Below are 26,370 nucleotides of genomic sequence, written 5' to 3'. Positions count from 1 at the left end.
GTGAGTTCGGCTAAAAAATATCAGGACGGCGCATCTCAAAACGCATTACGGAAAATCTCCTCGATCTGCCGCTGATCCGCCGCCCGTGGGTTGGTCAGACCGCACGCGTCTTTCAATGCGTTGGTGGCGAGCACTGGAATATCGCTGAGCTTGGCGCCGAGTTCACGCAGGCCGCCGGGAATATCGACGTCCCTGGCCAGACAACGGATCGCATTGATCGCCGCCTGAGCGCCCTCTTCCGGGCTGAAACCACGGATGTCCGCGCCCATGGCGTGGGCGACGTCAGTCAGGCGTTCGGCGCAGACCAGCGCGTTGAAGGTCTGCACGTGCGGCAGCAACACTGCATTGCACACGCCATGGGGCAAGTCGTAGAAACCACCCAACTGGTGCGCCATCGCATGCACGTAGCCAAGCGACGCATTGTTGAACGCCATGCCGGCGAGGAACTGCGCGTAAGCCATGTTTTCCCGCGCCGCGAGGTCGCTGCCGTCACGCACGGCCAGGCGCAGGTTGTTGCTGATCAGGGTCATGGCCTTCAGCGCGCAGGCGTCGGTGATCGGGTTGGCCGCAGTCGAAACGTAGGCTTCGATGGCGTGGGTCAGCGCGTCCATGCCGGTGGCGGCAGTCAGGCTTTTCGGCATCGCGACCATCAGGGCCGGGTCGTTGACCGACAGCAGCGGCGTGACGTTGCGGTCGACGATGGCCATTTTCACGTGGCGCGATTCGTCGGTGATGATGCAGAAACGGGTCATCTCGCTGGCGGTGCCGGCGGTGGTGTTGATGGCGATCAGCGGCAATTGCGGCTTGCTCGATTGATCGACGCCTTCGTAGTCGCGGATCTGCCCGCCGTTGGTCGCACACAGAGCAATGCCCTTGGCGCAGTCATGGGGCGAACCGCCGCCCAGCGACACCACGAAATCGCAACGACTGTCCTTAAGCAGCGCCAGCCCGGCCTCGACATTGGCAATGCTCGGATTCGGTTTGGCGCCATCGAAGATCACCGAATCGATGTCCTGCATCGCCAGTTTCTCGGCGAGCATGGTCGCCACGCCAGCCTTGGCCAGCCCCGCGTCGGTGACGATCAGCGCCTTGCGAAAACCGTAGTTGCGGATCGCAACCATGGCTTCGTCGAGGCATCCGTTGCCCATGATGTTTACCGCCGGAATGAAAAAGGTGCTGCTCATGCGCGTCTCCTGACTGGGGCCGAATCGACTGCTCCGATCCGGCGGATGTGCACAGGATCGACCGATCGGTCACCACCGATGTTGATCTGGCTCAATGCCCGCTCGTGATAAAGTCGCCGTCCATCCGCCCTTTGTTTTGAGACCGCCCACGCAATGACCGATTTTCTGGACGTCGATGCCACCCTCGAAGACTGGAGCGCCCTGCGCGCCACCGCCGACTTCAACGGTCTGCTGGTGGGCAATGGCGCCAGTCGCGCGGTGTGGGACGATTTCGGCTACGACTCGCTGTTCGAAAACGCGCGCACCGTGGAGGAGAAACCGCTGAGCCCATCGGAGCTGAGCGTGTTCGACGCGATGCAGACGCGCAGCTTCGAGCAGGTGCTCGGTGCGTTGAAAACCACCAGCCGGGTCAACAAGGCCCTGGCCGTCAGTTCGGCGGCACCGCGCAATCGCTACTACGCGATCAAGGAAGCGCTGATCAACACCGTACACGCCGTGCACATTCCCTGGCGCCTGGTGCAGGCCTCGACTCTGGCCACGCTCAATGAAGAACTGGCGCGTTATCGCACGGTGTTCACCACCAATTACGACCTGCTCAGCTACTGGGCGATCCAGCACCGCAGCGAGGCGATCGACGACCTGTTCAACGGTCCCGATGCCAGTTTCGATCTGAGCGCAAGCGCCAGCGCCAAACCGCTTCTGTTGTATCTGCACGGCGGGCTGCACCTGGTGCGCAATCAGGACGGCACCGCGCGCAAACTGACCTCGACCGAGGGCACCCTGCTCGGCAGTTTCGCGATCAACAACACAATCAAGACCCTCGACGACGTGCCGCTGTTCGTCAACGAAGGGCCGAGCGCAGACAAGCTCAAGACCATCCGCAGTTCGGATTATCTGTCGTTCTGTTATGAGCAGTTATTGGGACACGCGCAGAACCTGTGCATCTTCGGTCATGCCTTGGGCGAGCAGGATGCTCACATCGTCAGGGCGCTGCGTCTGGCGAAACCGGCGAGCGTGGCGATCTCGATTTATCCGCGCAGTGCGGCGTTCATTCAGCATCAGAAACGCCATTACGCCAAGGTGTTCGAGGGCACCGGGATTGAGTTGCGGTTTTTTGATGCGAAGACGCATGCGTTGGGTAATCCGAAGTTGTCGGTGCCGGTCGAGGTTTGATGTAAACCGGACTGACGCTTTCGCGAGCAAGCCCGCTCCCACAGGGGGAATGCATTCTAAATGTGGGAGCGGGCTTGCTTGCGAAGCTTTTTCTGGCGGCTCATTCTTCGCTGCTGTGCACCACCACCAGCAACTGCGCCTGCACCTCGCCCACCGATCTGATCCGGTGCGGCTTCTGCGCATTGAAGTGCAGCGCATCGCCACGCTCCAGCAGCACCCGCTCGTTCATGAAATCCACTTCCACCTGCCCTTCGTGGACGAACAGAAACTCCTCGCCCAAGTGTTCTTTGAAGGTTTTGTCGGTGAATTCGCGCGGCGGGTAGATGATGAACGGCAGCAGGTTGCGTTCGCTGACCTGATGCGCCAGCACCGCATACCCCGGGCTCTGATCGTTGGCCGCCAGTGACTGGCGTTCGTGGCTGCGTACCAGGCTATAGCTGTCGAGGCTGACGTTGTCTTCGGAGAACAATTCCTCGACCTTCACGTTCAGTGCCTTCGCCAGTTTCAGCGCGGCCGCAATCGACGGGGTGTTCAGCCCGCGCTCGACCTTCGACAGATAACTCTTGGTCATGCCGGATTTTTCCGCCAGCGCCTCAAGTGTCACGCCAAGTTTTTTTCTCAACAATTTCAAACGGATAGACATGCGCAGCAGTTATTCCATCAAGGAAACGACGATTGATGCTTGCTTATGACACTTTGTGTCATATAGGCTCTTTAGTGTCATTTGCAATCACCCAAAGGACACAGACATGGCCAAGACATTAGCACTACCCAAAGAGCAACTGGTCAAGCAAGCGCTGACCCAGATGCAAAACACCCTGGCGGATAATACGTGGACTGAACGGCAAAAGCTGGCGCTGACCTGCCGGATCCTGTTCGAGAGCGGTCACGACTCCGGTCTGGCCGGACAAATCACCGCTCGCGGCCCACAACCGGGGACCTATTACACTCAACAACTGGGCCTGGGTTTCGATGAAATCACCGCGAGCAACCTGCTGCTGGTTAACGAAGATCTGGAAGTGCTCGAAGGCCACGGCATGGCCAACCCGGCCAACCGTTTCCACAGCTGGGTCTACCGCGCCCGGCCGGACGTGAACTGCATCATCCACACGCACCCGACGCACATTGCCGCGCTGTCGATGCTGGAGGTGCCGCTGCAGATTTCCCACATGGACCTGTGCCCGCTGTACGACGACTGCGCGTTTCTCGAAGGCTGGCCGGGCGTGCCGGTGGGTAACGAAGAGGGCGAACTGATTGCCGGTGCACTGGGCGACAAGCGCGCGATTCTACTGTCGCACCACGGCCAACTGTCGACCGGCAGCACGATCGAAGAAGCCTGTGTCATCGCCCAACTGATCGAGCGCGCCGCCAAACTGCAGCTGCTGGCGATGGCCGCCGGCACGATCAAACCGATCATTCCGGCGCTGGGGCGCGAGGCCCATGACTGGGTGTCGAAACCCAAACGCCACGCCGCCGCCTTCAACTACTACGCCCGGCAGAACCTGCGCCAACACGCCGATTGCCTGAACTGATTTCAGCTTTTTCCGGAGACTCATCATGTCCAATATTCACGGCATCATCGGCTACACCATCACCCCGTTCAGCACCCACGGCGAAGGCCTCGATCTGCCGGCGCTCGGCCAATCGATCGATCGTCTGATCGACAGCGGCGTCCATGCCATCGCTCCGCTGGGCAGCACCGGCGAAGGCGCCTACCTGAGCGACGCCGAATGGGATCAGGTCGCCGAGTTCAGCATCAAGCACGTGGGCAAACGGGTGCCGACCATCGTCAGCGTGTCCGACCTGACCACCGCCAAAGCCGTACGCCGCGCACGCTTCGCTGAAGCCCACGGCGCCGACGTGGTGATGGTGCTGCCGGCGTCGTACTGGAAGCTGACTGAAGCGGAAATCCTCGCGCACTACCGCGCCATCGGCGACAGCGTCGGTGTGCCGATCATGCTCTACAACAACCCGGCCACCAGCGGCACCGACATGTCGGTCGAGCTGATTCTGCGCATCGTCAATGGCGTGGAAAACGTGACCATGGTCAAGGAGAGCACCGGCGACATTCAGCGCATGCACAAGTTGCAATTACTCGGTGAAGGTCAGGTGCCGTTCTACAACGGCTGCAATCCGCTGGCACTGGAAGCGTTTGCCGCCGGCGCCAAGGGTTGGTGCACCGCCGCGCCGAACCTGATTCCGCAGCTGAATCTGGATCTGTATGCGGCTGCGCTGGCCGGTGATCTGGAACGGGCACGGGAGTTGTTCTATCGCCAGTTGCCGCTGCTGGACTTCATTCTCAAGGGCGGTTTGCCAGCGACGATCAAGGCCGGACTGCGCGAGACGGGGCTGGAGGTTGGTGATCCGCGCTTGCCGGTGTTTCCGTTGAGCGAAGCTGGGCAAGCTCAGCTAAAAGCAATCCTCAACACCCTGCGCTAACACACACAACCCCATGTGGGAGCGGGCTTGCTCGCGAGGCGGTGGATCAGTCACTGGAGATGTCGACTGACACGACGCCTTCGCGAGCAAGCCCGCTCCCACATTTTGCTCTTCTGTGTTCTTCAGAGCACCGGCAAGGTCTTGTCCTTGATCACTTTGCTCGGCCCATTGGCCTTGACGCTCGCGATGCCTTTGGCACACGCGGCATCGTTGGAGTACGACTCGCTGCTGCCGATGATCTGGTGGTTGGCGGCCTTGAGGTTGAAGTAAGGATGACCATCCTTGGTGGTCTTTTTCTCATAGCGTTCATCCAGCGGGCTATTGGTCTGCACCGAAGCGATGCCGCTGTCGGCAGCCGCGCGGGTGGTGTAGAGCTCGCTGGTGAGAATGGTTTCGGCGTTGGCGGCTTTCAGCACAAACCTGAACTGGCCGTTGCTGCTTTTGCTCACTTCGTACCATCCGGACATGCGCGTTTCTCCTTGGCGGTTGAGAGGTTTTGCGCTTCAGAGTAAAGACCAGCCCAAGACTTCTGTCGCCTGTAGTGGCCTCTTCGCGAGCAAGCCCGCTCCCACAGTAGATCTCCAGTGATCACAAAAATAGGTGAGCACTCGGCAATCAATGTGGGAGCGAGCCTGCTCGCGAAGGCATCACCCCGGTGTTGGCTATTTCACCCCCGCCCGCACCACCGACAACTCCGGCGCACTCACCCGTCGCTGACTCAGATACCGCGTGCAACTCACCCGCAGGAACGAGGCAAAATTCACCACCTCCCCGCGATAATCCATCACCTCTTCATACAGTCTGGCGATCAGTTGATTGGTGGTCATGCCATCGACTTCGGCGATTTCGCTGAGGATGTCCCAGAACTGGTTTTCCAGGCGCAGCGTCGTCACCACGCCGCAGATGCGCAGCGAGCGCGAGCGGGATTCGTAGAGAATCGGGTCGGCCTTGACGTAGAGCTCGCACATCGGCGAATCCTCGTTACAGGGTGATCTTGGTGCCGAGCAGGCCGAGGAAACCGGCCAGCCAGTTCGGATGCGCCGGCCAGGCTGGCGCAGTTGCCAGATTGCCTTGAACGTGGCCGTCGGTCACCGGGATATCGATGAACGTGCCACCGGCCAGGCGCACTTCCGGGGCGCAGGCCGGATAGGCGCTGCATTCGCGACCTTCGAGAACGCCGGCCGCTGCCAGCAATTGCGCACCGTGGCAGACCGCAGCAATCGGCTTGCCGGCCTTGTCGAAGGCGCGCACCAGCTCCAGGACTTTTTCGTTCAGGCGCAGGTATTCCGGCGCACGACCGCCGGGGATCAGCAGCGCGTCGTAATCGGCCTCGGTGACCTTGGCAAAGTCGAAATTGAGGGCGAACAGGTGACCGGGTTTCTCGCTGTAAGTCTGGTCGCCTTCGAAGTCATGGATCGCGGTGCGCACGGTCTTGCCCGCAACCTTGTCCGGGCACACGGCGTGCACAGTGTGACCGACCATTTGCAGGGCCTGGAACGGCACCATCACTTCGTAGTCTTCGACGTAATCGCCGACCAGCATCAGGATTTTTTTTGCGGCCATGGGAGGACTCCTCTGGGAATGGGCTTGCAGGAGTATTCAAGGTAGACCTTATCCGTTGGGCCGGGTAACAACCGGCTACTACCTCGAAGACCGCGTTATCGTTTTTCGCGAGCAGGCTCACTCCTACAGGGGAATGCATTCCAATTGTAGGAGTGAGCCTGCTCGCGATAGCGTCCGCAAACTGTACGCCTAAGTCTGTGCCTAGCTGTAACAGCCCGAGCCGCCCGGTTTATGGCTTGATTAAGGCAATCCCCTGCCACCTTCTATCTGGTCCCCCATCATGTCCTCGCGCGAAAACACCGGCATGGCCCTCGGCCTGCTCGGGGTTGTGATTTTCAGCCTGACCCTGCCCTTCACCCGGATTGTGGTGCAGGAACTGCATCCGCTGCTCAACGGCCTCGGCCGCGCGCTGTTCGCGGCGATTCCCGCGGCAGCGTTGTTGCTCTGGCGGCGCGAGAAGTGGCCGAGCTGGCAGCAGATCAAAGGCCTGAGCCTGGTGATCGCCGGGGTGATTCTTGGCTTCCCGGTGCTGTCGGCGTGGGCCATGCAGACCTTGCCGGCGTCCCACGGCGCGCTGGTCAACGGTTTGCAGCCGCTGTGCGTGGCGCTGTATGCGGCGTGGCTGTCCCACGAGCGGCCGTCGAAAGCCTTCTGGGCCTGCGCCGCGCTGGGCAGTGCGCTGGTGCTCGGCTACGCGTTGTACACCGGCGACGGGAGCATTCAGGCCGGTGACTTGTTGATGCTCGGCGCAATTGCCGTCGGTGGTCTGGGCTATGCCGAGGGTGGCCGGTTGGCCAGGGAAATGGGCGGCTGGCAAGTGATCTGCTGGGCGCTGGTGCTGTCGACGCCGCTGCTGATCGGCCCGGTGTTGTACCTGGCGCTGCAGCATCACGGTGCAGTGTCAGCCAAGGCCTGGTGGGCGTTCGGCTACGTGGCGCTGTTTTCGCAGTTTCTCGGCTTCTTCGCCTGGTACGCCGGGTTGGCGATGGGCGGGATTGCGCGGGTCAGTCAGATCCAGTTGCTGCAGATCTTTTTCACCATCGCGTTTTCGGCGCTGTTCTTTGGTGAACATGTCGAGCCGATTACCTGGGTGTTTGCCTGCGGGGTAATTGCCACTGTGATGCTCGGGCGCAAGACCGCCATCAAACCCCATGTGGGAGCGAGCCTGCTCGCGAAGGGGCCATAACAGCCAGCAGCATCCTTGGCTGGCAGTCTGCCTTCGCGAGCAGGCTCGCTCCCACAAGGTCAGGCGAGAAAGCCGTCGGCGCGCAGCAGGGTTTCCAGACAGTGCTCGCTGATGTTGTAGAAATCCTTGAGCTCCTGAATCTTCACCAGCAACTGAGCCGGGTCCACCGGCTCGGCGCGTTTCACCGCGAGAATCATCTTGTTCTTGTTGGTGTGTTCCAGCGAGATGAATTCGAACACTTTGGTCTCGTAACCGCAGGCTTCGAGGAACAGCGCGCGCAGGCTGTCGGTGACCATCTCCGCCTGTTGGCCCAGGTGCAGACCGTATTGCAGCATCGGCTTGAGCAGCGCCGGACTCTGGATCTGCAGGCGGATCTGTTTGTGGCAGCACGGCGAGCACATGATGATCGACGCACCCGAGCGAATGCCGGTGTGAATCGCGTAGTCGGTGGCGATGTCGCAGGCATGCAGGGCGATCATCACGTCCAGTTCGCTCGGCGCCACGCTGCGCACGTCACCGCACTTGAACACCAGGCCCGGGTGTTCCAACTTGGCCGCGGCGGCGTTGCACAGGTTGACCATCTCTTCGCGCAGCTCGACGCCGGTGACTTCGCCTTCGGCCTTGAGCGTGTTGCGCAGGTAATCGTGGATGGCGAACGTCAGATAGCCCTTGCCCGAACCGAAGTCCGCCACCCGCACCGGTTTGTCCAGCGCCAGCGGTGACGAGGTCAGCGCGTGGCTGAAGACTTCGATGAACTTGTTGATCTGCTTCCACTTGCGCGACATCGCCGGGATCAGCTCATGCTGCGCGTTGGTCACTCCCAGATCCTTGAGGAACGGTCGGCTCAAGTCCAGAAAACGGTTTTTCTCACGGTTGTGCTCGGCGGACGGTGCTTCACGCAATTGCTGAGGTTTGCTCTTGAACAGTGAACTCTTGCCCTTTTTGCTGTATTCGAGCTGGGCTTCGTCGGTCACGGTCAGCAAATGCGCATTCTTGAACGCCGCCGGCAACAGCTCGGCAATCACCGCCACGCCTTCGCTCAGCGGCAGATTCTTGGTGATGTCGCGGGTCTTGTAGCGATAGACAAACGACAGGTTTGGCTGCGCCTTGACCGTCACCGCTTTGATGATGATCCGCTGCAGATCCGCCTCTTCACCCATGTACTTGGCCAGCACCAGTTTGATGAAGCCGTTGTGTTCGAGGCTGGTTTGCAGCAGCTCGATGAACTCGGCGTGATGATCGGGCGCGGGTTTGGCAGACGGCGCGGATGGGGCGGTAACGGACATGAACAAGCGGCCTCGGGCGGGGCGAAACGGGAATGGCGGGTATTTTAAGGGGGGATGGGAGTTGGGGACACGTTCTTATTTACCCAACGGCTTTAAAAGCGCCCTCACCCTAACCCTCTCCCGGAGGGAGAGGGGACTGATTGGGGGATATTGAAGAGGTTCACCGACTTGAAAGAGTGCCTTTGAATCCATAATCGACTCGGCTTCTGAGGCCGATGTCGAGCGCAAGACATCTCGGTCGGCTCCCTCTCCCTCCGGGAGAGGGCTGGGGTGAGGGGCTTCTAGGCCAGCACCACCAACCGATTGGGCAATTCATTCCTCACCTGCGTCACCGGCACGTGCACCTTGAGCAGTTCCCCACAGGCCTCGATGCAGGTGACAAAGCCCTCGAGCGTGCGTCCCTGCCGCACCTGCTCGGTGAACGCGGCGACGATCGCGTCCCAGCTCTTGTTGTCCAGCCGCCGGGAAATCCCCTCGTCCACCAGAATCTCCACGTAGCGCTCGGCCTCGCAGACAAAGATCAGCATCCCGGTGCTGCCGACGGTGTGGTGCAGGTTCTGTTCGAGGAACTGCCGCCGCGCCAGATTAGATGCCCGCCAGTGGCGCACGCGGCGCGGGATCAGATGGGTGGTGATCTTCGGCAGGCGAAACAGCAGGCACAGGACGATGAACAGCCCCCATTGCACCAGCAACAGGCTGTGCATGGTCAGCCAGCCAGTCAGGTAATGGACGATGCCCGGCACCAGCAGCGCCAGCAGGCTGGCCCACAACAGCGGAATGTACGCGTAGTCATCGGCGCGGGCCGCCAGCACGGTGACCAGTTCGGCGTCGGTGTCGCGCTCGACCCGGGCAATCGCCTCGGCGACTTTGCGTTGTTCGTGTTCAGTCAGTAATGCCATGTCGAAAAGTGCCTGATCATTATTGTTGTGTGTTCACCAGCCGCCGGACGAACCGCCGCCGCCGAAACTGCCCCCGCCGCCGCTGAAGCCCCCGCCTCCACCGCCACCGCCAAATCCACCACCGCCGAAACCGCCCCCGCCTCCGGAGCCGCCACGGCCGGCGGGAAGGATACCGAGCATCTGGCAGACAAACACGGTCAGGATGAACAACACCACCAGAAAAACGAACAACAGCGGATGACGCGAGACAAAATCGCTCTGCGGATCGCCGCTCGACTCGTACACCGTCGATGGTTCGTCCAGAGGATTGCCGCCGAGCACCACCAGCATCGCCGCCACGCCGTCGCTGATGCCCTTGCTGAAATTGCCGGCCTTGAACGCCGGGGTGATCACTTGATGAATGATCACCGAACTCTGCGCATCGGTCAGCCGATCCTCCAGACCGTAACCGACTTCGATGCGCAGTTTGCGCTCGTCCCGGGCGACGATCAGCAGCGCGCCGTTGTTCTTGTCTTTCTGGCCGATGCCCCAGTGCCGGCCCAGTTGCACGCCGTAATCCTCGATGGTGGTGCCCTGCAGATCAGGCACCGTGACCACCACCAGTTGCTCGCCGGTAGCTTGCTCGTGAGCCTGCAATTGCTGGCTCAACTGGGCGCGCACCGACGGCTCGAGCATCTGCGCCTCGTCCACCACCCGCCCGCTCAGCGCCGGGAACGTCAACTCGGCCCGGGCGCTGACGGCGAACAGCCAGAGCATCAGCACCAGGCCTATCTTCAACACACGCATGGGCAACCTCGAATCAGAACTTCACTTCCGGGGCCTTTTCCGCACCGGGGGTGGTGGCTTCGAAGGTTTCGCGAATCGGCAGGTCGCTGTACATCACGCTGTGCCAGAGGCGCCCGGGAAACGTGCGGATCTCGGTGTTGTATTTCTGCACCGCCAGAATGAAATCGCGCCGCGCCACGGCAATCCGGTTTTCCGTGCCTTCGAGCTGCGATTGCAGGGCGAGGAAGTTCTGGTTGGCCTTCAGGTCCGGATAACGCTCGGAGACCACCATCAAACGGCTGAGCGCGCCACTCAACTGATCCTGAGCCTGCTGGAACTGCTTGAGTTTTTCCGGATTGTCGAGGGTGCTGGCATCGACCTGGATCGACGTCGCCTTGGCCCGCGCCTCGACCACCGCGGTCAGGGTCGCCTCCTCGTGCCTGGCGTAGCCTCGGACGGTTTCCACTAGATTGGGGATCAGGTCGGCACGGCGCTGGTACTGGTTCTGGACCTGGCCCCAGGCCGCCTTGGCCTGTTCATCGAGGGTCGGGATATTGTTGATGCCGCACGCGGTCAACAACGTGGCAAGCACCAGCAGCGTGGCGACCTGCAGACGCGAGCGGTAGGTTGGACTGACATTCATCAAAGTGATGCTCCCTGGCATATTTCATAAAAAACCGACCGTGAAACCTTCTGCATCAGCGGTTGGGGCATAATCGGCCGCGCCACTGGATTGCAACGGGCCGATGGGCTAAAAAGAGGCCCTGCGCAAACGCAGCCGAGTGTCGGCGGGCGTTTTTGGCTCGGTCATTTTGAGCCTGCACCCGAACAACAATAGTCGCTCCCTAACTTTTGGCTGGCCGGCATTGCATTGCCGCTTGGGCCCTTGAGAAAAATATTCATGAAGAAGCTGTGTTTGCTGGGCCTGTTCGTCAGCCTGGCCAGTCATCAAGTATTGGCCGCCACGACCCCGGTACCCCTGGAAAACAAGGACGCGTTCATCAGCAATCTGATGAAACAAATGACCCTCGATGAAAAGATCGGCCAGTTGCGCCTGATCAGCATCGGCCCGGAAATGCCCCGTGAGTTGATCCGCAAAGAGATCGCCGCCGGCAACATCGGCGGTACGTTCAACTCGATCACCCGCCCGGAAAACCGTCCGATGCAGGACGCGGCGATGCGCAGTCGCCTGAAGATTCCGATGTTTTTTGCGTACGACGTGATCCACGGTCACCGTACGATTTTCCCGATTCCGCTGGCCCTGGCATCGAGCTGGGACATGGACGCCATCGGTCAGTCCGGGCGCGTTGCCGCCAAGGAAGCCGCGGCCGACAGCCTCGACATCACCTTCGCGCCGATGGTCGACATCTCCCGCGATCCGCGCTGGGGCCGCAGCTCCGAAGGGTTCGGTGAAGACACCTACCTGACCTCGCGCATTGCCAAAGTGATGGTCAAGGCCTATCAGGGCGACACGCCGAGCGCAGCCGACAGCATCATGGCCAGCGTCAAGCACTTCGCCCTGTATGGCGCGGTCGAGGGCGGTCGTGACTACAACACCGTCGACATGAGCCCGGTGAAGATGTACCAGGACTACCTGCCACCGTACCGCGCGGCGATCGACGCCGGTGCCGGCGGGGTGATGGTGGCGTTGAACTCGATCAACGGCATCCCGGCCACCGCCAATACCTGGCTGATGAACGACCTGCTGCGTAAGGACTGGGGCTTCAAGGGCCTGGCCGTCAGCGACCACGGGGCGATCTTCGAGCTGATCAAGCACGGCGTGGCCGCCGACGGTCGTGAAGCGGCGAAGCTGGCGATCAAGGCCGGCATCGACATGAGCATGAACGACACCCTGTACGGCAAAGAGCTGCCGGGGCTGCTCAAGTCCGGCGAGATCGAGCAGAAAGACATCGACAACGCCGTGCGCGAAGTGCTCGCCGCCAAGTACGACATGGGCCTGTTCAAGGACCCATACCTGCGCATCGGCAAGGCCGAGGATGATCCGGCCGACACTTACGCCGAAAGCCGCCTGCACCGCGCCGAGGCCCGTGACGTGGCACGCCGCAGCCTGGTGTTGCTGAAGAACCAGAACGACACCCTGCCGCTGAAGAAAGACGCGAAAGTCATGCTGGTCGGTCCATTGGCCAAGGCGCCGATCGACATGATGGGCAGTTGGGCGGCGGCCGGTAAGCCGGCGCAATCGGTGACGCTGTTCGACGGCATGAGCTCGGTGATTGGCGACAAGGCCAACCTGATCTACGCCCGTGGCGCGAACATCACCAGCGACAAGAAGGTGCTGGATTACCTGAACTTCCTCAATTTCGATGCTCCGGAAGTGGTCGATGACCCGCGCCCGGCCAACGTGCTGATCGACGAGGCGGTGAAAGCAGCCAAGGACGCTGACGTGATCGTCGCCGCCGTTGGCGAGTCCCGTGGCATGTCCCACGAATCCTCCAGCCGCACCGACCTGAACATCCCGGAAAATCAGCGCGAGCTGATCCGTGCCCTGAAAGCCACCGGCAAACCACTGGTACTGGTACTGATGAACGGCCGTCCGCTGACCATCCTCGAAGAGAACCAGTCGGCTGATGCGATTCTGGAAACCTGGTTCAGCGGCACCGAGGGCGGTAACGCCATCGCCGACGTGCTGTTCGGCGACTACAACCCGTCGGGCAAACTGCCGGTGACCTTCCCGCGTTCCGTGGGCCAGATCCCGACCTACTACAACCACCTGAGCATTGGCCGGCCGTTCACGCCGGGCAAACCGGGCAACTACACCTCGCAGTATTTCGATGACACCACCGGTCCCCTGTTCCCGTTCGGTTACGGCCTGAGCTACACCCAGTTCACGCTGAGCGACATGGCGCTGTCGTCAACCACGCTGAACAAGACCGGCAAGCTCGATGCCAGTGTCACCCTGAAAAATACCGGCAAACGTGACGGCGAAACCGTGGTGCAGCTGTACATCCAGGACGTCGCCGGTTCGATGATTCGCCCGGTGAAAGAACTGAAGAACTTCCAGAAAGTCATGCTCAAGGCCGGCGAACAGAAAGTCGTGCACTTCACCATCACCGAGGATGACCTGAAGTTCTACAACGCCCAGCTCAAGTACGCGGCCGAGCCTGGCAAGTTCAACGTGCAGATCGGCCTGGATTCGCAGGATGTGACGCAGCAGAGCTTTGAGTTGCTGTAATTATTCAGTAACCAATCCCCGTGTGAGAGGGGCCTTTGTGGGAGGGAGCTTGCTCCCGAATGCGATGTATCAGCTAAATAAATGCTGAATGACATGCCGCCTTCGGGAGCAAGCCCCCTCCCACATTGGAATCCACTGGTTTCGAAATTGGCGTTAACCGCGTCTGTCGAGGATATTGACCACCAACCGATCCACCCAGCCCCAAACCCGCTGCTTCACCCGCCGCCACAACGGCCGGCGCTGCCACTCCTCCAGACTGACCTGCTGGCTCAGACCGAAATCCTTCTCGAAACTCTGCACCACCGCTGCCGTCAACGACGGGTCCAGTGCCTCCAGATTCGCCTCCAGATTGAAGCGCAAGTTCCAGTGATCGAAGTTGCACGAACCGATGCTCACCCACTCGTCCACCAAGACCATTTTCAGGTGCAGGAAGCACGGCTGATATTCAAAGATCTGCACCCCGGCCTTGAGCAGGCGCGGGTAATAGCGATGGCCGGCGTAACGCACCGATGGGTGATCGGTGCGCGGCCCGGTGAGCAGTAACCGGACGTCGACACCGCGAGCAGCAGCCTTGCGCAGCGAGCGGCGGATTTTCCAGGTCGGCAGGAAATACGGGGTGGCCATCCAGATGCGCTTCTGCCCGCTGTTCAAGGCGCGGAACAGCGACTGCAGAATGTCGCGATGCTGACGGGCATCGGCATAGGCCACGCGGCCCATGCCCTCGCCCATGTCCGGGACCTTGGGCAAGCGTGGCAGGCCGACATGCGCCGAAGGTTTCCACGCCCGGCGATGGCGGTTGGCGATCCATTGACGGTCGAACAGCACTTGCCAGTCGAGCACCAGCGGGCCGCTGATTTCCACCATCACCTCGTGCCATTCGCTGCTGTCCTGCCCCGGCGTCCAGAACTCATCGGTGACACCGGTGCCACCGACCACCGCCAGACGCTGATCGACCAGCAGCAATTTGCGGTGATCGCGATAGAAGTTGCCGACCCAGCGCCGCCAGTTCAGGCGATTGTAGAAACGCAGTTCGACCCCGGCCTTGGTCAGGCGCTGACGCAAGTGCAGGGTAAACGCGAGGCTGCCGTAGTCATCGAACAGGCAGCGTACCCGCACGCCGCGCTCGGCGGCCTGGACCAGCGCCTGAACCACGGCCTCGGCACAAGCGCCCGCCTCCACCAGATACAACTCCAGTTCGACCTGCTCCTCGGCGCGGGCAATTTCCACCAGCATGCGCGGGAAGAATTGCGGGCCGTCAATCAACAGTTCGAACCGGTTGCCGTCACGCCACGGAAACACCGCGCCGCGCATGTCAGCGCGCCGTGAAAATCAGCACCGCACCCACCGGCACCGACAGACTGATGGCCGACAGGCCGGCCAGGTTGCGCAGGGTTTCCAGCCCCGGCGCCAGATCGAAATCCTCGGCGTTGATCACCAACGGCTCCAGGGTCACCACTTGAAAACGCCGGTCGTCGAGACGGGTGGCCAGCAACTCTGCCGGGTATTCATATTGCTTGCCGTGCAGGTTGACGGTCAGCGGCAGACGCAATTCCAGCTGCGCACCGGGGGCCAGATCGTTGATCGGGCGCAGGTCGATCCGGGTGCTGATGGTCGCTTCGGGGAATTGCTCGATCTGGAACAGCTCCTTGCGCATGCGCTCGTCGCGCAGCGGGATGCCGCTGTTGATCGAATCCAGTTCGACTTCGACTTCAGCGCGGCCATCCGGATCGACCTTGCCGTGCAGCACCAGAAAGCGCTGCACTTCAGAAATGTGGGCGTTTTTCGTGCTGACGAACGACAGCCGCGACGACTCGCCATCCAGATACCAGTTGGCCTGCGCCGGCAGCGCGGCGGCAGTCAGCAGCAGACTGGCGAAGGCTGTATAGAGGGAGCGGTTGAACATTGAATACTCGTGGGGGCGATAAACCTGCACGAACCTTAACCGCCCACGCCGTTATTGCAAACTGATCGCCGCAAATCTATCGATTGGTGAAACCTCCTGTGGGAGCTGGCTTGCTCGCGAAGGCGGTGAGTCAGTCAACACAAATACTGAATGGCACACCACATTCGCGAGCAAGCCCGCTCCCACAGGGTTATCTATTGACTTGAGGATTGAGGCGGCAGCCCTGGCGTTCGCCCAGCCACTGGGCACGATTGCTGCGGCCCATGCCGCTGACGGTGATGGTTTTGCTCGCGCTGTCATCGCTAAAGTGGCTGGTTGGCAGCCACTGTTTCACATAACCCCGGCAGTATTCGGCATCGTTGTTCATCACGTAACGACACGAACAATATTCCTTGGCCGTGTACGCGCTGATGATGTCGGGGAACGCCCAGAGGTTTTCCCGTTCGAGCCAGATCCAGCCGAGCAGCACGATCAGCGCCAACAGCAACACCCGCTTCAACAGCTTCATGGCTGCACCGCCTTGAGCACGCGTTTGAGCAGCTCGTTGTGGCGATAGCTGCCGTCGCGGTCATCGGCGTAACGCACGATCACCAGTTTCTCGCTGGGGATCACATACAGCGCCTGGCCCCAGTGGCCGAGGGCGGCGAAGGTGTCGGGCGGCGCGTCGGGCCACGGCGCGGCGGCGCCATCCGCCGGGCGATTGAGCCACCACTGACCACCGGGCACCGCTTCGTCCTGATGCACCTTGTAGCCGGCAAAGGCAGTGCGGTTGAAAGCGACCCAATCCTTGGGCAGCAATTGCCGGTCGTGCCAACGTCCGTCGCGAGCCATCAGCAGACCGACCCGCGCCAGATCCCGCGCCGTGAGATAGGCATAAGAGGACGCGACAAACGTACCGCCGGCATCGGTTTCCCACACGGCGTGGCGGATGCCCAGCGGCTCGAACAACGCGGTCCATGGATAGTCGGGATAACGCTGCGGGCCAACCATGTTCTTCAGCGCCGCCGCCAGCAGATTGCTGTCGCCACTGGAGTAACGGAACGTCTGCCCCGGCGGCGCATAAGCGTCGTGATTGGCAGTGAACGCGGGCATGTCGCGATGCCCACGGGTGTAGAGCATCGCCACCACCGAGGATTTCAGCGGCGCGTATTCGTAGTCTTCCTGCCAGTCCAGCCCGGAAGCCCAGTGCAGCAGATCCGCCACGGTGATCGCCGGATGTTTTTCCAGCGCCGGATAAAACTTCGAAACCGGATCATCCAGTTTGAACAGGTCTTCGCCATACGCCACGCCGAGTACCGTGGCCATCAGGCTTTTGCTGATCGACCAGGTCAGGTGCGGGGTCTCGGCACGGGTCGGGCCGGCGTAGCGTTCGTAGATCAACTGGCTGTCGCGGATGATCAGCAGCGCGTCCGTGCGGATGCCCTGGCGGGTAGTGTCGTCGCGGGGTGGGAAGGCGTAGGTCTCTAATGCCTCGACCGCTGCGCCGCTGATTTTTGCGCCAGTCGGCCATTGCTCACCGGGCCATTGCTCGGCCTGGACCGTGAAGCTGATCAGCAGCAGAAACAGGGAAAGGCTTTTGCGCATGGTGAGGGCTCTTGGGGAGAACCTGCTGAGGGTAGTCTTGCCACATGACAGATGTGTGGTGTTTTTGCCGCCGCCTTCGCGAGCAAGCCCGCTCCCACATTTGAAACGCATTCCAAGGGTGGGAGCGGGCTTGCTCGCGAAGAGGCCAGTCAGCCCACCGCCAAAGCCTTGGCCAAGCGTTTGGCCCGCGCGCCGGCCGCCAACTGCATCACTCCCTGATCACGCTGCCACATCTGCGCCCACTCCGGACTACCCTCGGCCAACGCCTGATCGATCTCGCCCTTCAGCGCATCAAACTGCGCAAACAACCCGCCCAACAGCACATGCCCGGCCGGATTGTTCGGCGGCTGGCGACTCGCCTCCGCGCACCCGGCCAACAGAGCCAGCAAGCGCAGTTGCAGCGGCTGCGACCAGCCGCTGTCCTGACCGACACCGTACAGCCACGCGGTCATCGCGCTCAGCACGTAGACATCTTCCAGGCTACGAAACGGCTTCACATAAGCGTCCCAGCCATCGCCCGCGAGCAACTCGCACAACGCGCCGTCCAGATGCAGCCGACCGTGACTGATGTCCGGCATCAGCGGCAGCGCCGGGAGTTTTTCCACGCGCACGCCGGGCTCGCCGGGATAGACCACCGCCAGACTCAGGCGCGGCGTTTCGCCGGGTTCTTCACTGCGCGCGGCAACGAGCAGCCAGTCCGCCGCGTCCCCGGCGGTGACGAAATCCTTGCGCCCGTTGAGGCGCAAATCCGTCATGCGCGTCTGCATGTCCGCCGGGCGCAGGCTGCGCTGTTCGGTCGCACACAACGCGCCAAGACTCGGCGGCGCGCTCGGCCAGAGCATGCGCAACGCCGCCTGATACCCCACCAGAAATGCCAGCCCCGGCGTCGCCATCCGCCGCCCTCCGGCCACCGCCAGTTCGAACGGCGTCACGTTGCCCAATTGATGCAGCAAGGTAGCGAAACCTTCCGCCAGATCAGTCACGGCGGGCAGGCGTTCATGGCTTTCGAGCAGGCTGGGCCAGGGCATAAGAGGCTCCTTGAGGGCTGTCATACAAGCATCACCAAACGTTCACGGTGATGACACCGGGGCTACATAGCCTGACTTTGCACAACATGGCTGCATAAAGAAAGTCGATCGGCTGCAACCCACGACGGGTTCAAGGCCCGTACGGAGATTCAAATGACTCAGATCGCCCGCATCAGCGACACCGGCAATGAACGCCGCCTGCAAGCCGAACGCCTGATCGGCGCCGAGGCCTTGCAGCAAGCCCAGGCCTTGCGCTTCAGCGTATTCAGCGGCGAGTTCAACGCCAAGCTGAAAGGCGCGGAACTGGGTCTGGACATGGATGACTATGATGTTCACTGCAGCCACATCGGCGTGCGTGACCTGAACACCGGGCGTCTGGTCGCCACCACCCGTTTGCTCGATCACACCGCCGCCAGCAGCCTGGGCAAGTTCTACAGCGAAGAAGAATTCAGTCTGCATGGCCTCGCCCATCTGCAAGGCCCGATCCTCGAAATCGGCCGCACCTGCGTCGACCCGGCCTACCGCAACGGCGGCACCATCGCCGTGCTCTGGGGTGAACTGGCCGAAGTGTTGAATCAGGGCGGCTACAGCTACCTGATGGGTTGCGCGAGCATTCCGATGCAGGATGGCGGCGTGCAGGCCCACGCGATCATGCAGCGTCTGCGCGAGCGTTATCTGTGCACCGAACACTTGCGCGCCGAACCGAAGAAGCCGCTGCCGTCGCTGGATATTCCATCGAACGTGATCGCCGAAATGCCACCGCTGCTCAAGGCCTACATGCGCCTGGGTGCGAAGATCTGCGGCGAGCCGTGCTGGGACGAAGACTTCCAGGTCGCCGACGTGTTCATCCTGCTCAAGCGCGACGAACTCTGCCCACGCTACGCCAAGCACTTCAAGGCGGCCGTGTGATGAGCCGGTTGCGCGTGTACGCGCGGATCACGCGGGTGCTGCTGGTGGTGGCGCTGGGCTTGACCATGGCCAGCGTCTTCGGCGTGTTCGAACGTCTGGGCCTGGCGCACTCGATGCAACGTCGGCAGCGCTGGTCGCGGTTTTTCATGGCGCGTTTGAGCCATGCCCTGCCCTTTCGCGTGACCGTGCACGGCGAGCTGCCGCAGCAGCCGATGCTGTGGGTCAGCAATCATGTGTCATGGACTGACATTCCGCTGCTGGGCATGCTCACGCCGCTGTCGTTTCTGTCCAAGGCCGAAGTACGCACCTGGCCGGTGGCCGGCTGGCTGGCGGCGAAGGCCGGCAGTCTGTTCATCCGTCGCGGTTCGGGTGACAGCCAGTTGATCCGCAAACAGATGACCCGTCACCTGCAAACGCAACATCCGTTGCTGATGTTCCCGGAAGGCACCACCACCGATGGCCGCTCGCTGCGCACCTTTCATGGTCGCCTGCTGTCGGCGGCAATCGATTCGGAGGTGATGCTGCAACCGGTGGCGATCCGTTATCTGCGCAATGGCGAAATCGACGCGCTGGCGCCGTTCATTGGTGACGATGATCTGCTGTCGCACCTGATGCGTCTGTTCAGCCACGACTGCGGCGATGTCGAAGTGCATCTGCTCAAGCCGATCGCCTGTCAGGGCCGCGAACGTGCGGCGCTGGCGTTCGAAGCGCAGCAGGCGGTGCAGAAGGCGTTGTTTGGTGATATCGCCAAAGCGGCCGAACCGCGTCGCGCCGGCGAATTGATCGCTGCCTGAAATACAGGTTCCCCCCCCTGTGGGAGCGAGCCTGCTCGCGAAAGCGGTGGATCAACAACATGAATGTTGAATGGCACTGCGCTTTCGCGAGCAGGCTCGCTCCCACATTTAGATCTTCAGTGGCTCAGCTTTTTGGGCGAAGTCCTGAAGTTGCGGATAGAACAAGCGGAAATCCTCACTCAGCGGCTCATACAAACGCCGCAACTCCTGCATCGCCCCCGCCAGCTCCTCAGGCCGGGTCAGGCGGCGGGAGATCCCGCGCAGCACCTGCTCCAACACTTCAAACTCTTGATACGAACCCAGCCAGTCATTGGCAACCATGTGCGGGGCGATTTTCGCCAGGCGTTCTGGCAATTGCCGTTCATTCGACAGCACCCGGTAAACAGCGCGGGTGAAATGTTCCAGCGGCTGATCGGCGTACAGCGTCCAGTCGCGGGCCAGGCAATGGTCGAAAAACACATCGAGGACAATCCCCGCGTAACGCCGCCGGGTCTCGGTGAAACGCCCGAGGGCGATGTCCACCAATGGGTGGCGATCGGTGAACACATCAATCCGCCGATGCAACTGAATCGCCGCTTCAATCTGCGGCGCAAACTGCCCCTGCAGGCGTCCTTTGACGAAATCGCCATACAGACTGCCGAGTAATTGCTCGGGGTGCTGGCCTCCGAGGTGTAAATGTGCGAGATAGTTCATGGGCGCAGCTTAGCACTGCGCGCTTTCATCGTTACAGCACACGTATCGTTATAACCCGATATACCGATTTATGCGGTCGCCAGATCAAATTCATATTGGTATATCGCGAAATACCGATTTAAAGTTCGCCTCATCGCGATATAGCGCTACACATCACGAGCATAAAGCCATGAACCTCGACCTCGACGAAATAATAAAAGCCCTGGCACACCCAGTACGGCGAGACATTCTCATCTGGCTGAAAGACCCCAAAGCCCAGTTTCCTGAGCAGATTCACAACCACGAGTACGGCATCTGCGCCGGGCAGATCGATCAACGCTGCGGCCTGTCGCAGTCGACCGTCTCCGCCCACCTGGCGACCCTGCAACGCGCAGGTCTGATCAGCAGCCAGAAAGCCGGACAGTGGCACTTCTTCAAACGCAACGAGGACGTGATCCAGGCGTTCCTCGACGCCATCGTCAAAGAGCTCAGCGCTCCCACAAGGAATTGATTCAAATGCCCCTCTCGCTACTCATTCTGGCCTTGAGCGCCTTCGCCATCGGCACCACCGAGTTCGTCATCATGGGCCTGCTGCCCGATGTGGCGGCCGACCTCGGTGTGTCGATTCCCGGCGCCGGCTGGCTGGTGACCGGTTACGCCCTGGGCGTGGCCATCGGTGCGCCGTTCATGGCACTGGCCACTGCCAGACTGCCGCGCAAGGCCGCACTGGTAGCGCTGATGGGCATTTTTATCGTCGGTAACCTGCTGTGTGCCATCGCCAGTGACTACAACGTGCTGATGTTTGCCCGTGTCGTCACGGCGCTGTGCCACGGTGCGTTTTTCGGTATCGGTTCTGTGGTAGCTGCCGGGCTGGTGGCGCCGAACAAACGGGCGTCGGCTGTGGCGCTGATGTTCACCGGCCTGACCCTGGCCAACGTGCTCGGTGTACCGCTGGGCACGGCGCTGGGCCAGGAAGCCGGCTGGCGCTCGACCTTCTGGGCGGTGACCGTGATTGGTGTAGTGGCGCTGATCGGTCTGATCCGCTTCCTGCCGGCCAAGCGTGACGAGGAAAAACTCGACATGCGCGCCGAACTCGCCGCCCTCAAAGGCGCCGGCATCTGGCTCTCGCTGAGCATGACCGCACTGTTCGCCGCGTCGATGTTCACCCTCTTCACCTATGTCGCGCCGCTGCTCGGTGATGTCACCGGTGTCTCGCCAAAAGGCGTGACCTGGACCCTGCTGCTGATCGGCCTCGGTCTGACGGTGGGCAACATCATCGGCGGCAAACTGGCGGACAAGCGTCTCGGCGCGACCCTGATCGGCGTGTTCGTGGCGATGGCGGTGGTTTCCACCGTGCTGAGCTGGACCAGCGTTGCGCTGATCCCGACGGAGATCACCCTGTTCCTCTGGGCCACCGCTTCGTTTGCCGCCGTCCCGGCGCTGCAAGTCAACGTGGTGACCTTCGGCAAGGCCGCACCGAACCTGGTGTCGACCCTGAACATCGGCGCTTTCAACATCGGCAACGCCCTGGGCGCCTGGGTCGGCGGCAGCGTCATCGCCCACGGTTTCGGCCTGACCAGCGTGCCCCTGGCCGCCGCCGCGCTGGCCGTGCTCGCGCTGCTGGTGACCCTGATCACTTTCCGTCAGAACGGCGACGCCGGTCTGGCCCCCGCTACCCACTGATTAACCACTTCACTGACGAGGGTTGTACACATGGCAACTATTTTCGATCCGATCAAACTGGGCGACCTCGAGCTGTCCAACCGCATCATCATGGCTCCGCTGACCCGCTGCCGCGCCGACGAAGGCCGCGTACCGAACGCGCTGATGGCCGAGTACTACGTGCAACGTGCCTCCGCCGGTCTGATCCTCTCCGAAGCCACTTCGGTGACGCCGATGGGCGTCGGCTACCCGGACACCCCGGGCATCTGGTCCAACGACCAGGTGCGCGGCTGGACCAACGTGACCAAAGCCGTGCACGCTGCCGGCGGCAAGATCGTCCTGCAACTGTGGCACGTCGGCCGCATCTCGCATCCGTCGTACCTCAACGGCGAAACCCCGGTCGCGCCGAGCGCCATCCAGCCTAAAGGTCACGTCAGCCTGGTGCGTCCATTGGCCGACTATCCGACCCCGCGAGCTCTGGAAACCGCTGAAATCGCCGAGATCGTCGAGGCCTACCGCACCGGTGCCGAAAACGCCAAAGCCGCCGGTTTCGACGGCGTGGAAATCCACGGCGCCAACGGCTACCTGCTCGACCAGTTCCTGCAAAGCAGCACCAACCAGCGCACCGACAACTACGGTGGCTCCCTGGAAAACCGTGCGCGTCTCCTGCTGGAAGTGACTGACGCAGCGATCGACGTCTGGGGCGCCGGCCGTGTCGGCGTGCACTTGGCACCCCGCGCCGATTCCCATGACATGGGCGACGACAATCTGGCCGAGACTTTCACTTATGTGGCTCGCGAGCTGGGTAAGCGCGGCATCGCCTTCATCTGCTCCCGCGAGAAAGAAGGCGCCGACAGCCTCGGCCCACAGCTGAAAGAAGCTTTCGGCGGCGCGTACATCGCCAACGAACGCTTCACCAAGGACAGCGCCAATGCGTGGCTGGCTGAAGGCAAGGCTGACGCGGTGGCGTTCGGCGTACCGTTCATTGCCAACCCGGATCTGCCGGCACGCCTGAAGGCCGACGCATCGCTAAACGACGCACGTCCTGAGTTGTTCTACGCGAAAGGCCCGGTCGGTTATATCGATTATCCAACGCTGTAAACAACAACTAACAAGCAAGCCCCGCCTCGAAAGAGGCGGGGCTTTTTTTATTTTCATACATTTAAAGATTCGCCATCAGAACAATATAAACCTAAGCTCCGCCCAGCAACTCATCAATTACAACCCACCAACTTAATCTAACAAGGCAATATAAAGATGAATGATATAGATCCAAACAAACTTACATTCCTCCTGCAAATCACCAATGCCACGGACTCTACTTTCTGGCTTGAGGATTCCTCTGCAAAGCACCCACCCTTGACGCGTATCGACAAGATCCTCCCCTACCAGACCGTCTTTATGATGTTTGAAGGAGATCCTCATCTGAAGCAGGACATCGTTATTGATTACGATATCAAAAAGGAGGTATTCAGCACTTACGTCTGCTACACCAACTACAAACAGAAAGTACAATTCGACACTACGCTCAGTTATTGCTACCGACAAATGGCGGGACACCGAGCTCCAAAGGTCGAACTCTTCTGGGATACCAACGCGTTCTCTATTGGCGCCGAACCCATCACCTGCGGCGCGGCATTGGAAAATGAAAACCCGGTTTACCCTTACAGCTATAAGATGATCGCATTCATGACGCCATCGGCCTGATAGAGAGTTACCTGCTCATGCAGTAACGGTACGGACAACGCTGACATTATAGAGGCGCGAGCAAACTAAAGTCCGTGGCTCAAGCCCATCGGAAGTAACGCAGCCTAGTGGTGAGGATCGGGCAAAGGGAACCCGGAAACGAAACGGATCGGTTGGTGCGTATCGGCTGCTCGGCGCCCTTTTAGCCCGAGTCGTTAACATTCATTCACACAGTCGACACAAAACCCCTACAAAATACGTAGCTCGCTACCTATCAACCCGGCCAACGTACGTATATAAAAGCACCCCATTACAAAAAGACTTGAAGCAGGGACATTTCCCCGCTTCAAGTCTTGACACGGATAGATTCAATTACGCATTTTGTTTCATTTGCGCAGGCTGGGGCTCAGGCGCAGCATATCAAGCCCTGTATCGACCCAGCGCTCGGCTTCGGCATGCAATTGAAAGCTGTCCGGCGCCAACAGCCATCCATACAGGAGGCCATCGATATACGCATGAATGCTGATGGCCGCCCGGGCAGTGTCGAGATCTTCCGGCAACTGGCCGCGATTGACCGCATTACGCAGGGTCAGACCGATGCGCAGGTTGCAATCGAGACTGGCCGTGCGGCGCTGCTGGCGCAGATCGCACATTTCATCGGTGAATTCGCACTTATGAAACAGAATCTCGTTGATGCGACGGGTCTTCGGATCCAAGGCTACCTGATGAAACAGATGGATCAACAGCTTGCGCATGCACCCCAACGGGTCGAGTTCGTCCTCGCTCTCGCTGGCCTTGGCCAATTCATCCAGCGGTTCATGCAGGCTGTCGAGCATCGCCTGCACCAGATCGGCCTTGTTGCTGAAATGCCAATAGATGGCACCGCGCGTCACGCCGGCCATCGTCGCGATATCCGCCAGGGTCGTGCGGGCCACACCCCTTTCATAAAACGCTTTCTCGGCCGCTTCGAGAATCTGGCTGCGCGTTTCCTGAGCTTCCTCTTTGGTACGACGGACCATGGCAGTAAAACCTCAAACAGGATGTTTCAGGGATGGCTGAATATCCGCTGAATAAAGAGGGGGCTGATCTCTCACGAATCGGCTCCCCGGCCTACAATTTCAAACCTTGCGACGCATTTTGTAACAGGGTGGGTACGACGCCAAGCTATTTACAAACAACCATGAACGTAAGTATATTCCTTAGCAAGCTACTTATCCACTCGACCCGATTTTTTTACCCTTTCACACTTCTTGTGCGCAATGCGCGCGCCTGACCCGAGGATTTTCATGCAATTCAAGCCAGCTGTTACCGCTCTGGTCACTGCCGTCGCCCTGGCATCGCTGCTCAGCGGATGTAAAAAGGAAGAAGCGGCCCCAGCCGCTCCGCCTCCTCAGGTCGGCGTCGTCACCCTGCAACCACAAGCGTTCACCCTCACGTCGGAACTGCCGGGGCGCACCAGTGCGTACCGCATCGCTGAAGTTCGACCACAGGTCAACGGCATCATTCTCAAACGTCTGTTCAAGGAGGGCGGCGACGTCAAAGCCGGCCAGCAGCTGTATCAGATCGATCCGGCAGTCTATGAAGCGACCCTGAAAAGCGCCGAAGCCAACCTGCGTTCGACCAAGTCGATCTCCGACCGCTACAAGCAACTGGTCGACGAGCAGGCCGTGAGCCGCCAGGAATACGACACCGCCGTGGCCAATCGCATGGAATCGGAAGCGTCGTTGCAGAGTGCGCAGATCAACGTGAAATACACCAAGGTCTACGCGCCGATCTCCGGCCGTATCGGCCGTTCTTCGGTGACCGAAGGCGCACTGGTCAGCAATGGTCAGGCCGACGCGATGGCGACGATCCAGCAACTGGACCCGATCTACGTCGACGTTACCCAGTCCTCGGTTGAGCTGCTGGAACTGCGCCGCGAGCTGGAAAGCGGTCGCCTGCAGAAGGCCGGCGACAACTCGGCAGCGGTCAAGCTGACCCTTGAGGACGGCAGCCAGTACAAGCTCGACGGTAAGCTGGAATTCTCCGAAGTATCGGTTGATCCGACTACCGGTTCCGTGACCTTGCGTGCGGTGTTCCCGAACCCGGATCACACCCTGTTGCCAGGCATGTTCGTCCGCGCCCAGTTGCAGGCCGGGGTCAACGCCGCGGCCATTCTGGCGCCGCAACAAGGCGTGACCCGTGACCTCAAGGGCACTCCGACCGCACTGGTCGTCGGCCCGGACAACAAGGTTGAACTGCGTCAGCTCAAGGCCAGCCGTACCGTTGGCAGCCAGTGGCTGATCGAAGATGGCCTGAAAGCCGGCGATCGTCTGATCACCGAAGGCCTGCAATACGTTCGCCCAGGTGCTCAGGTCAACCCGACCGAAGCGACCAACGTAGCCAAGAACCCGGCCCCCGCTCAAGCAGCTGACAAAGCCGCTGGCGGCAAAGGGGAGTAACTC

Annotated in this window: 28 protein-coding genes; 12 read left to right on the top strand and 16 right to left on the bottom strand. The window is 60.9% G+C overall.

The window, feature by feature from the left end; translation table 11 throughout:
* Positions 1-35 precede the first annotated feature (35 nt).
* Entirely contained in the window at positions 36-1,184 is a 1,149-nt protein-coding gene (gene yiaY, locus CRO59_RS04595) for an L-threonine dehydrogenase (RefSeq protein WP_097086634.1), read from the bottom strand.
* 153 nt (positions 1,185-1,337) lie between these two features.
* Here yiaY and CRO59_RS04590 point away from each other — a divergent pair, with 153 nt between their 5' ends.
* A complete protein-coding gene (locus CRO59_RS04590; RefSeq protein ID WP_097086632.1) occupies positions 1,338-2,357 on the top strand; it encodes a DUF4917 family protein in 1,020 nt (339 codons plus the stop codon).
* A gap of 100 nt (positions 2,358-2,457) precedes the next feature.
* On the opposite strand, the gene CRO59_RS04585 is transcribed toward CRO59_RS04590, so the two are convergent.
* Positions 2,458-3,000 (bottom strand): helix-turn-helix domain-containing protein, encoded by a 543-nt coding sequence (locus CRO59_RS04585; protein ID WP_027614428.1) that lies wholly within the window; start codon positions 2,998-3,000, stop codon positions 2,458-2,460.
* 106 nt (positions 3,001-3,106) lie between these two features.
* Between CRO59_RS04585 and CRO59_RS04580 the strand changes: the two genes are divergently transcribed.
* Positions 3,107-3,889: an aldolase gene (locus CRO59_RS04580; protein WP_097086630.1), complete on the top strand. Its 783-nt coding sequence runs from the start codon at positions 3,107-3,109 to the stop codon at positions 3,887-3,889.
* 22 nt (positions 3,890-3,911) lie between these two features.
* Positions 3,912-4,796: a dihydrodipicolinate synthase family protein gene (locus tag CRO59_RS04575; RefSeq protein ID WP_177408952.1), complete on the top strand. Its 885-nt coding sequence runs from the start codon at positions 3,912-3,914 to the stop codon at positions 4,794-4,796.
* A 122-nt stretch (positions 4,797-4,918) separates the two neighbouring features.
* Here the strand turns inward: CRO59_RS04575 and CRO59_RS04570 are convergent, their stop codons facing one another.
* The 3 genes from CRO59_RS04570 to CRO59_RS04560 all read right to left on the bottom strand — a co-directional run bounded on the left by CRO59_RS04570 (position 4,919) and on the right by CRO59_RS04560 (position 6,359).
* Entirely contained in the window at positions 4,919-5,263 is a 345-nt protein-coding gene (locus CRO59_RS04570; protein WP_041070456.1) for a YegP family protein, read from the bottom strand.
* A 195-nt stretch (positions 5,264-5,458) separates the two neighbouring features.
* Complete coding sequence (locus tag CRO59_RS04565) at positions 5,459-5,764, bottom strand: ribbon-helix-helix domain-containing protein (RefSeq protein WP_097086627.1); 306 nt, start codon at positions 5,762-5,764, stop codon at positions 5,459-5,461.
* A gap of 13 nt (positions 5,765-5,777) precedes the next feature.
* Positions 5,778-6,359, bottom strand: coding sequence for a DJ-1/PfpI family protein (locus tag CRO59_RS04560; RefSeq protein ID WP_027614423.1), 582 nt, complete (start codon positions 6,357-6,359; stop codon positions 5,778-5,780).
* 280 nt (positions 6,360-6,639) lie between these two features.
* Between CRO59_RS04560 and CRO59_RS04555 the strand changes: the two genes are divergently transcribed.
* Positions 6,640-7,545: a DMT family transporter gene (locus CRO59_RS04555; protein WP_097086625.1), complete on the top strand. Its 906-nt coding sequence runs from the start codon at positions 6,640-6,642 to the stop codon at positions 7,543-7,545.
* Between the two features lie 59 nt (positions 7,546-7,604).
* Here CRO59_RS04555 and CRO59_RS04550 read toward each other — a convergent pair whose 3' ends face one another.
* The 4 genes from CRO59_RS04550 to CRO59_RS04535 form a co-directional block, all read right to left on the bottom strand.
* Positions 7,605-8,831 carry an SAM-dependent methyltransferase gene (locus CRO59_RS04550; protein ID WP_097086623.1) on the bottom strand — a complete coding sequence of 409 codons (1,227 nt, stop codon included), beginning with the start codon at positions 8,829-8,831 and terminating at the stop codon, positions 7,605-7,607.
* Between the two features lie 281 nt (positions 8,832-9,112).
* Positions 9,113-9,730 (bottom strand): TPM domain-containing protein, encoded by a 618-nt coding sequence (locus CRO59_RS04545; protein ID WP_095138499.1) that lies wholly within the window; start codon positions 9,728-9,730, stop codon positions 9,113-9,115.
* 33 nt (positions 9,731-9,763) lie between these two features.
* On the bottom strand, positions 9,764-10,516 hold the full coding sequence (locus CRO59_RS04540) for a YgcG family protein (RefSeq protein WP_097086621.1): 753 nt from the start codon (positions 10,514-10,516) through the stop codon (positions 9,764-9,766).
* 13 nt (positions 10,517-10,529) lie between these two features.
* A complete protein-coding gene (locus tag CRO59_RS04535; protein ID WP_097086619.1) occupies positions 10,530-11,138 on the bottom strand; it encodes a LemA family protein in 609 nt (202 codons plus the stop codon).
* 258 nt (positions 11,139-11,396) lie between these two features.
* On the opposite strand from CRO59_RS04535, the gene bglX reads away from it, so the two are divergent.
* Positions 11,397-13,688, top strand: coding sequence for a beta-glucosidase BglX (gene bglX / locus CRO59_RS04530; protein WP_097086617.1), 2,292 nt, complete (start codon positions 11,397-11,399; stop codon positions 13,686-13,688).
* 153 nt (positions 13,689-13,841) lie between these two features.
* Here bglX and CRO59_RS04525 read toward each other — a convergent pair whose 3' ends face one another.
* The 5 genes from CRO59_RS04525 to CRO59_RS04505 all read right to left on the bottom strand — a co-directional run bounded on the left by CRO59_RS04525 (position 13,842) and on the right by CRO59_RS04505 (position 18,203).
* Positions 13,842-14,999 (bottom strand): phosphatidylserine/phosphatidylglycerophosphate/cardiolipin synthase family protein, encoded by a 1,158-nt coding sequence (locus CRO59_RS04525; RefSeq protein WP_096797057.1) that lies wholly within the window; start codon positions 14,997-14,999, stop codon positions 13,842-13,844.
* A 1-nt stretch (position 15,000) separates the two neighbouring features.
* The gene (locus tag CRO59_RS04520) at positions 15,001-15,591 is read right to left on the bottom strand and encodes a YceI family protein (protein WP_097086615.1); all 591 of its coding nucleotides are present in this window, start codon (positions 15,589-15,591) and stop codon (positions 15,001-15,003) included.
* Between the two features lie 190 nt (positions 15,592-15,781).
* Entirely contained in the window at positions 15,782-16,099 is a 318-nt protein-coding gene (locus CRO59_RS04515) for an amidase (protein WP_096797055.1), read from the bottom strand.
* The gene (locus CRO59_RS04510) at positions 16,096-17,175 is read right to left on the bottom strand and encodes a serine hydrolase (RefSeq protein WP_096797054.1); all 1,080 of its coding nucleotides are present in this window, start codon (positions 17,173-17,175) and stop codon (positions 16,096-16,098) included. The genes CRO59_RS04515 and CRO59_RS04510 overlap by 4 nt, the downstream gene beginning before the upstream one ends.
* A 149-nt stretch (positions 17,176-17,324) precedes the next feature.
* Entirely contained in the window at positions 17,325-18,203 is an 879-nt protein-coding gene (locus CRO59_RS04505; RefSeq protein WP_097086613.1) for an acyl-CoA dehydrogenase family protein, read from the bottom strand.
* A gap of 153 nt (positions 18,204-18,356) precedes the next feature.
* Here CRO59_RS04505 and olsB point away from each other — a divergent pair, with 153 nt between their 5' ends.
* Entirely contained in the window at positions 18,357-19,112 is a 756-nt protein-coding gene (gene olsB, locus CRO59_RS04500; protein WP_027614412.1) for an L-ornithine N(alpha)-acyltransferase, read from the top strand.
* Complete coding sequence (locus CRO59_RS04495) at positions 19,112-19,906, top strand: 1-acyl-sn-glycerol-3-phosphate acyltransferase (RefSeq protein WP_097086611.1); 795 nt, start codon at positions 19,112-19,114, stop codon at positions 19,904-19,906. Before olsB ends, CRO59_RS04495 begins: the two co-directional genes overlap by 1 nt.
* 108 nt (positions 19,907-20,014) lie before the next feature.
* On the opposite strand, the gene CRO59_RS04490 is transcribed toward CRO59_RS04495, so the two are convergent.
* Positions 20,015-20,599: an ACP phosphodiesterase gene (locus CRO59_RS04490; RefSeq protein WP_097086610.1), complete on the bottom strand. Its 585-nt coding sequence runs from the start codon at positions 20,597-20,599 to the stop codon at positions 20,015-20,017.
* 169 nt (positions 20,600-20,768) lie between these two features.
* On the opposite strand from CRO59_RS04490, the gene CRO59_RS04485 reads away from it, so the two are divergent.
* From CRO59_RS04485 to CRO59_RS04470, 4 genes are all read left to right on the top strand, one after another.
* A complete protein-coding gene (locus CRO59_RS04485; protein ID WP_003222436.1) occupies positions 20,769-21,089 on the top strand; it encodes a helix-turn-helix transcriptional regulator in 321 nt (106 codons plus the stop codon).
* Positions 21,090-21,094: 5 nt separating this feature from the next.
* Entirely contained in the window at positions 21,095-22,261 is a 1,167-nt protein-coding gene (locus CRO59_RS04480) for an MFS transporter (protein ID WP_003222434.1), read from the top strand.
* A gap of 30 nt (positions 22,262-22,291) precedes the next feature.
* Positions 22,292-23,341, top strand: coding sequence for an alkene reductase (locus CRO59_RS04475; RefSeq protein ID WP_097086608.1), 1,050 nt, complete (start codon positions 22,292-22,294; stop codon positions 23,339-23,341).
* Positions 23,342-23,497: 156 nt separating this feature from the next.
* Positions 23,498-23,947, top strand: a complete 450-nt coding sequence (locus CRO59_RS04470; RefSeq protein ID WP_097086606.1) for a hypothetical protein — start codon at positions 23,498-23,500, stop codon at positions 23,945-23,947.
* A gap of 365 nt (positions 23,948-24,312) precedes the next feature.
* On the opposite strand, the gene emhR is transcribed toward CRO59_RS04470, so the two are convergent.
* Positions 24,313-24,945, bottom strand: a complete 633-nt coding sequence (gene emhR / locus CRO59_RS04465) for an efflux system transcriptional repressor EmhR (RefSeq protein ID WP_027614407.1) — start codon at positions 24,943-24,945, stop codon at positions 24,313-24,315.
* Between the two features lie 267 nt (positions 24,946-25,212).
* Between emhR and emhA the strand changes: the two genes are divergently transcribed.
* Entirely contained in the window at positions 25,213-26,367 is a 1,155-nt protein-coding gene (gene emhA, locus CRO59_RS04460) for an efflux RND transporter periplasmic adaptor subunit EmhA (protein ID WP_027614406.1), read from the top strand.
* Positions 26,368-26,370: the final 3 nt, after the last annotated feature.

It is taken from the genome of Pseudomonas sp. LAMO17WK12:I5, from assembly GCF_900215165.1.
In the GTDB taxonomy this organism is placed as follows: Bacteria; Pseudomonadota; Gammaproteobacteria; order Pseudomonadales; family Pseudomonadaceae; genus Aquipseudomonas; species Aquipseudomonas putida_A.
The sequence above is the reverse complement of the archived record's forward strand: the minus strand, read 5'-3'. Positions and strand labels throughout refer to the sequence as shown.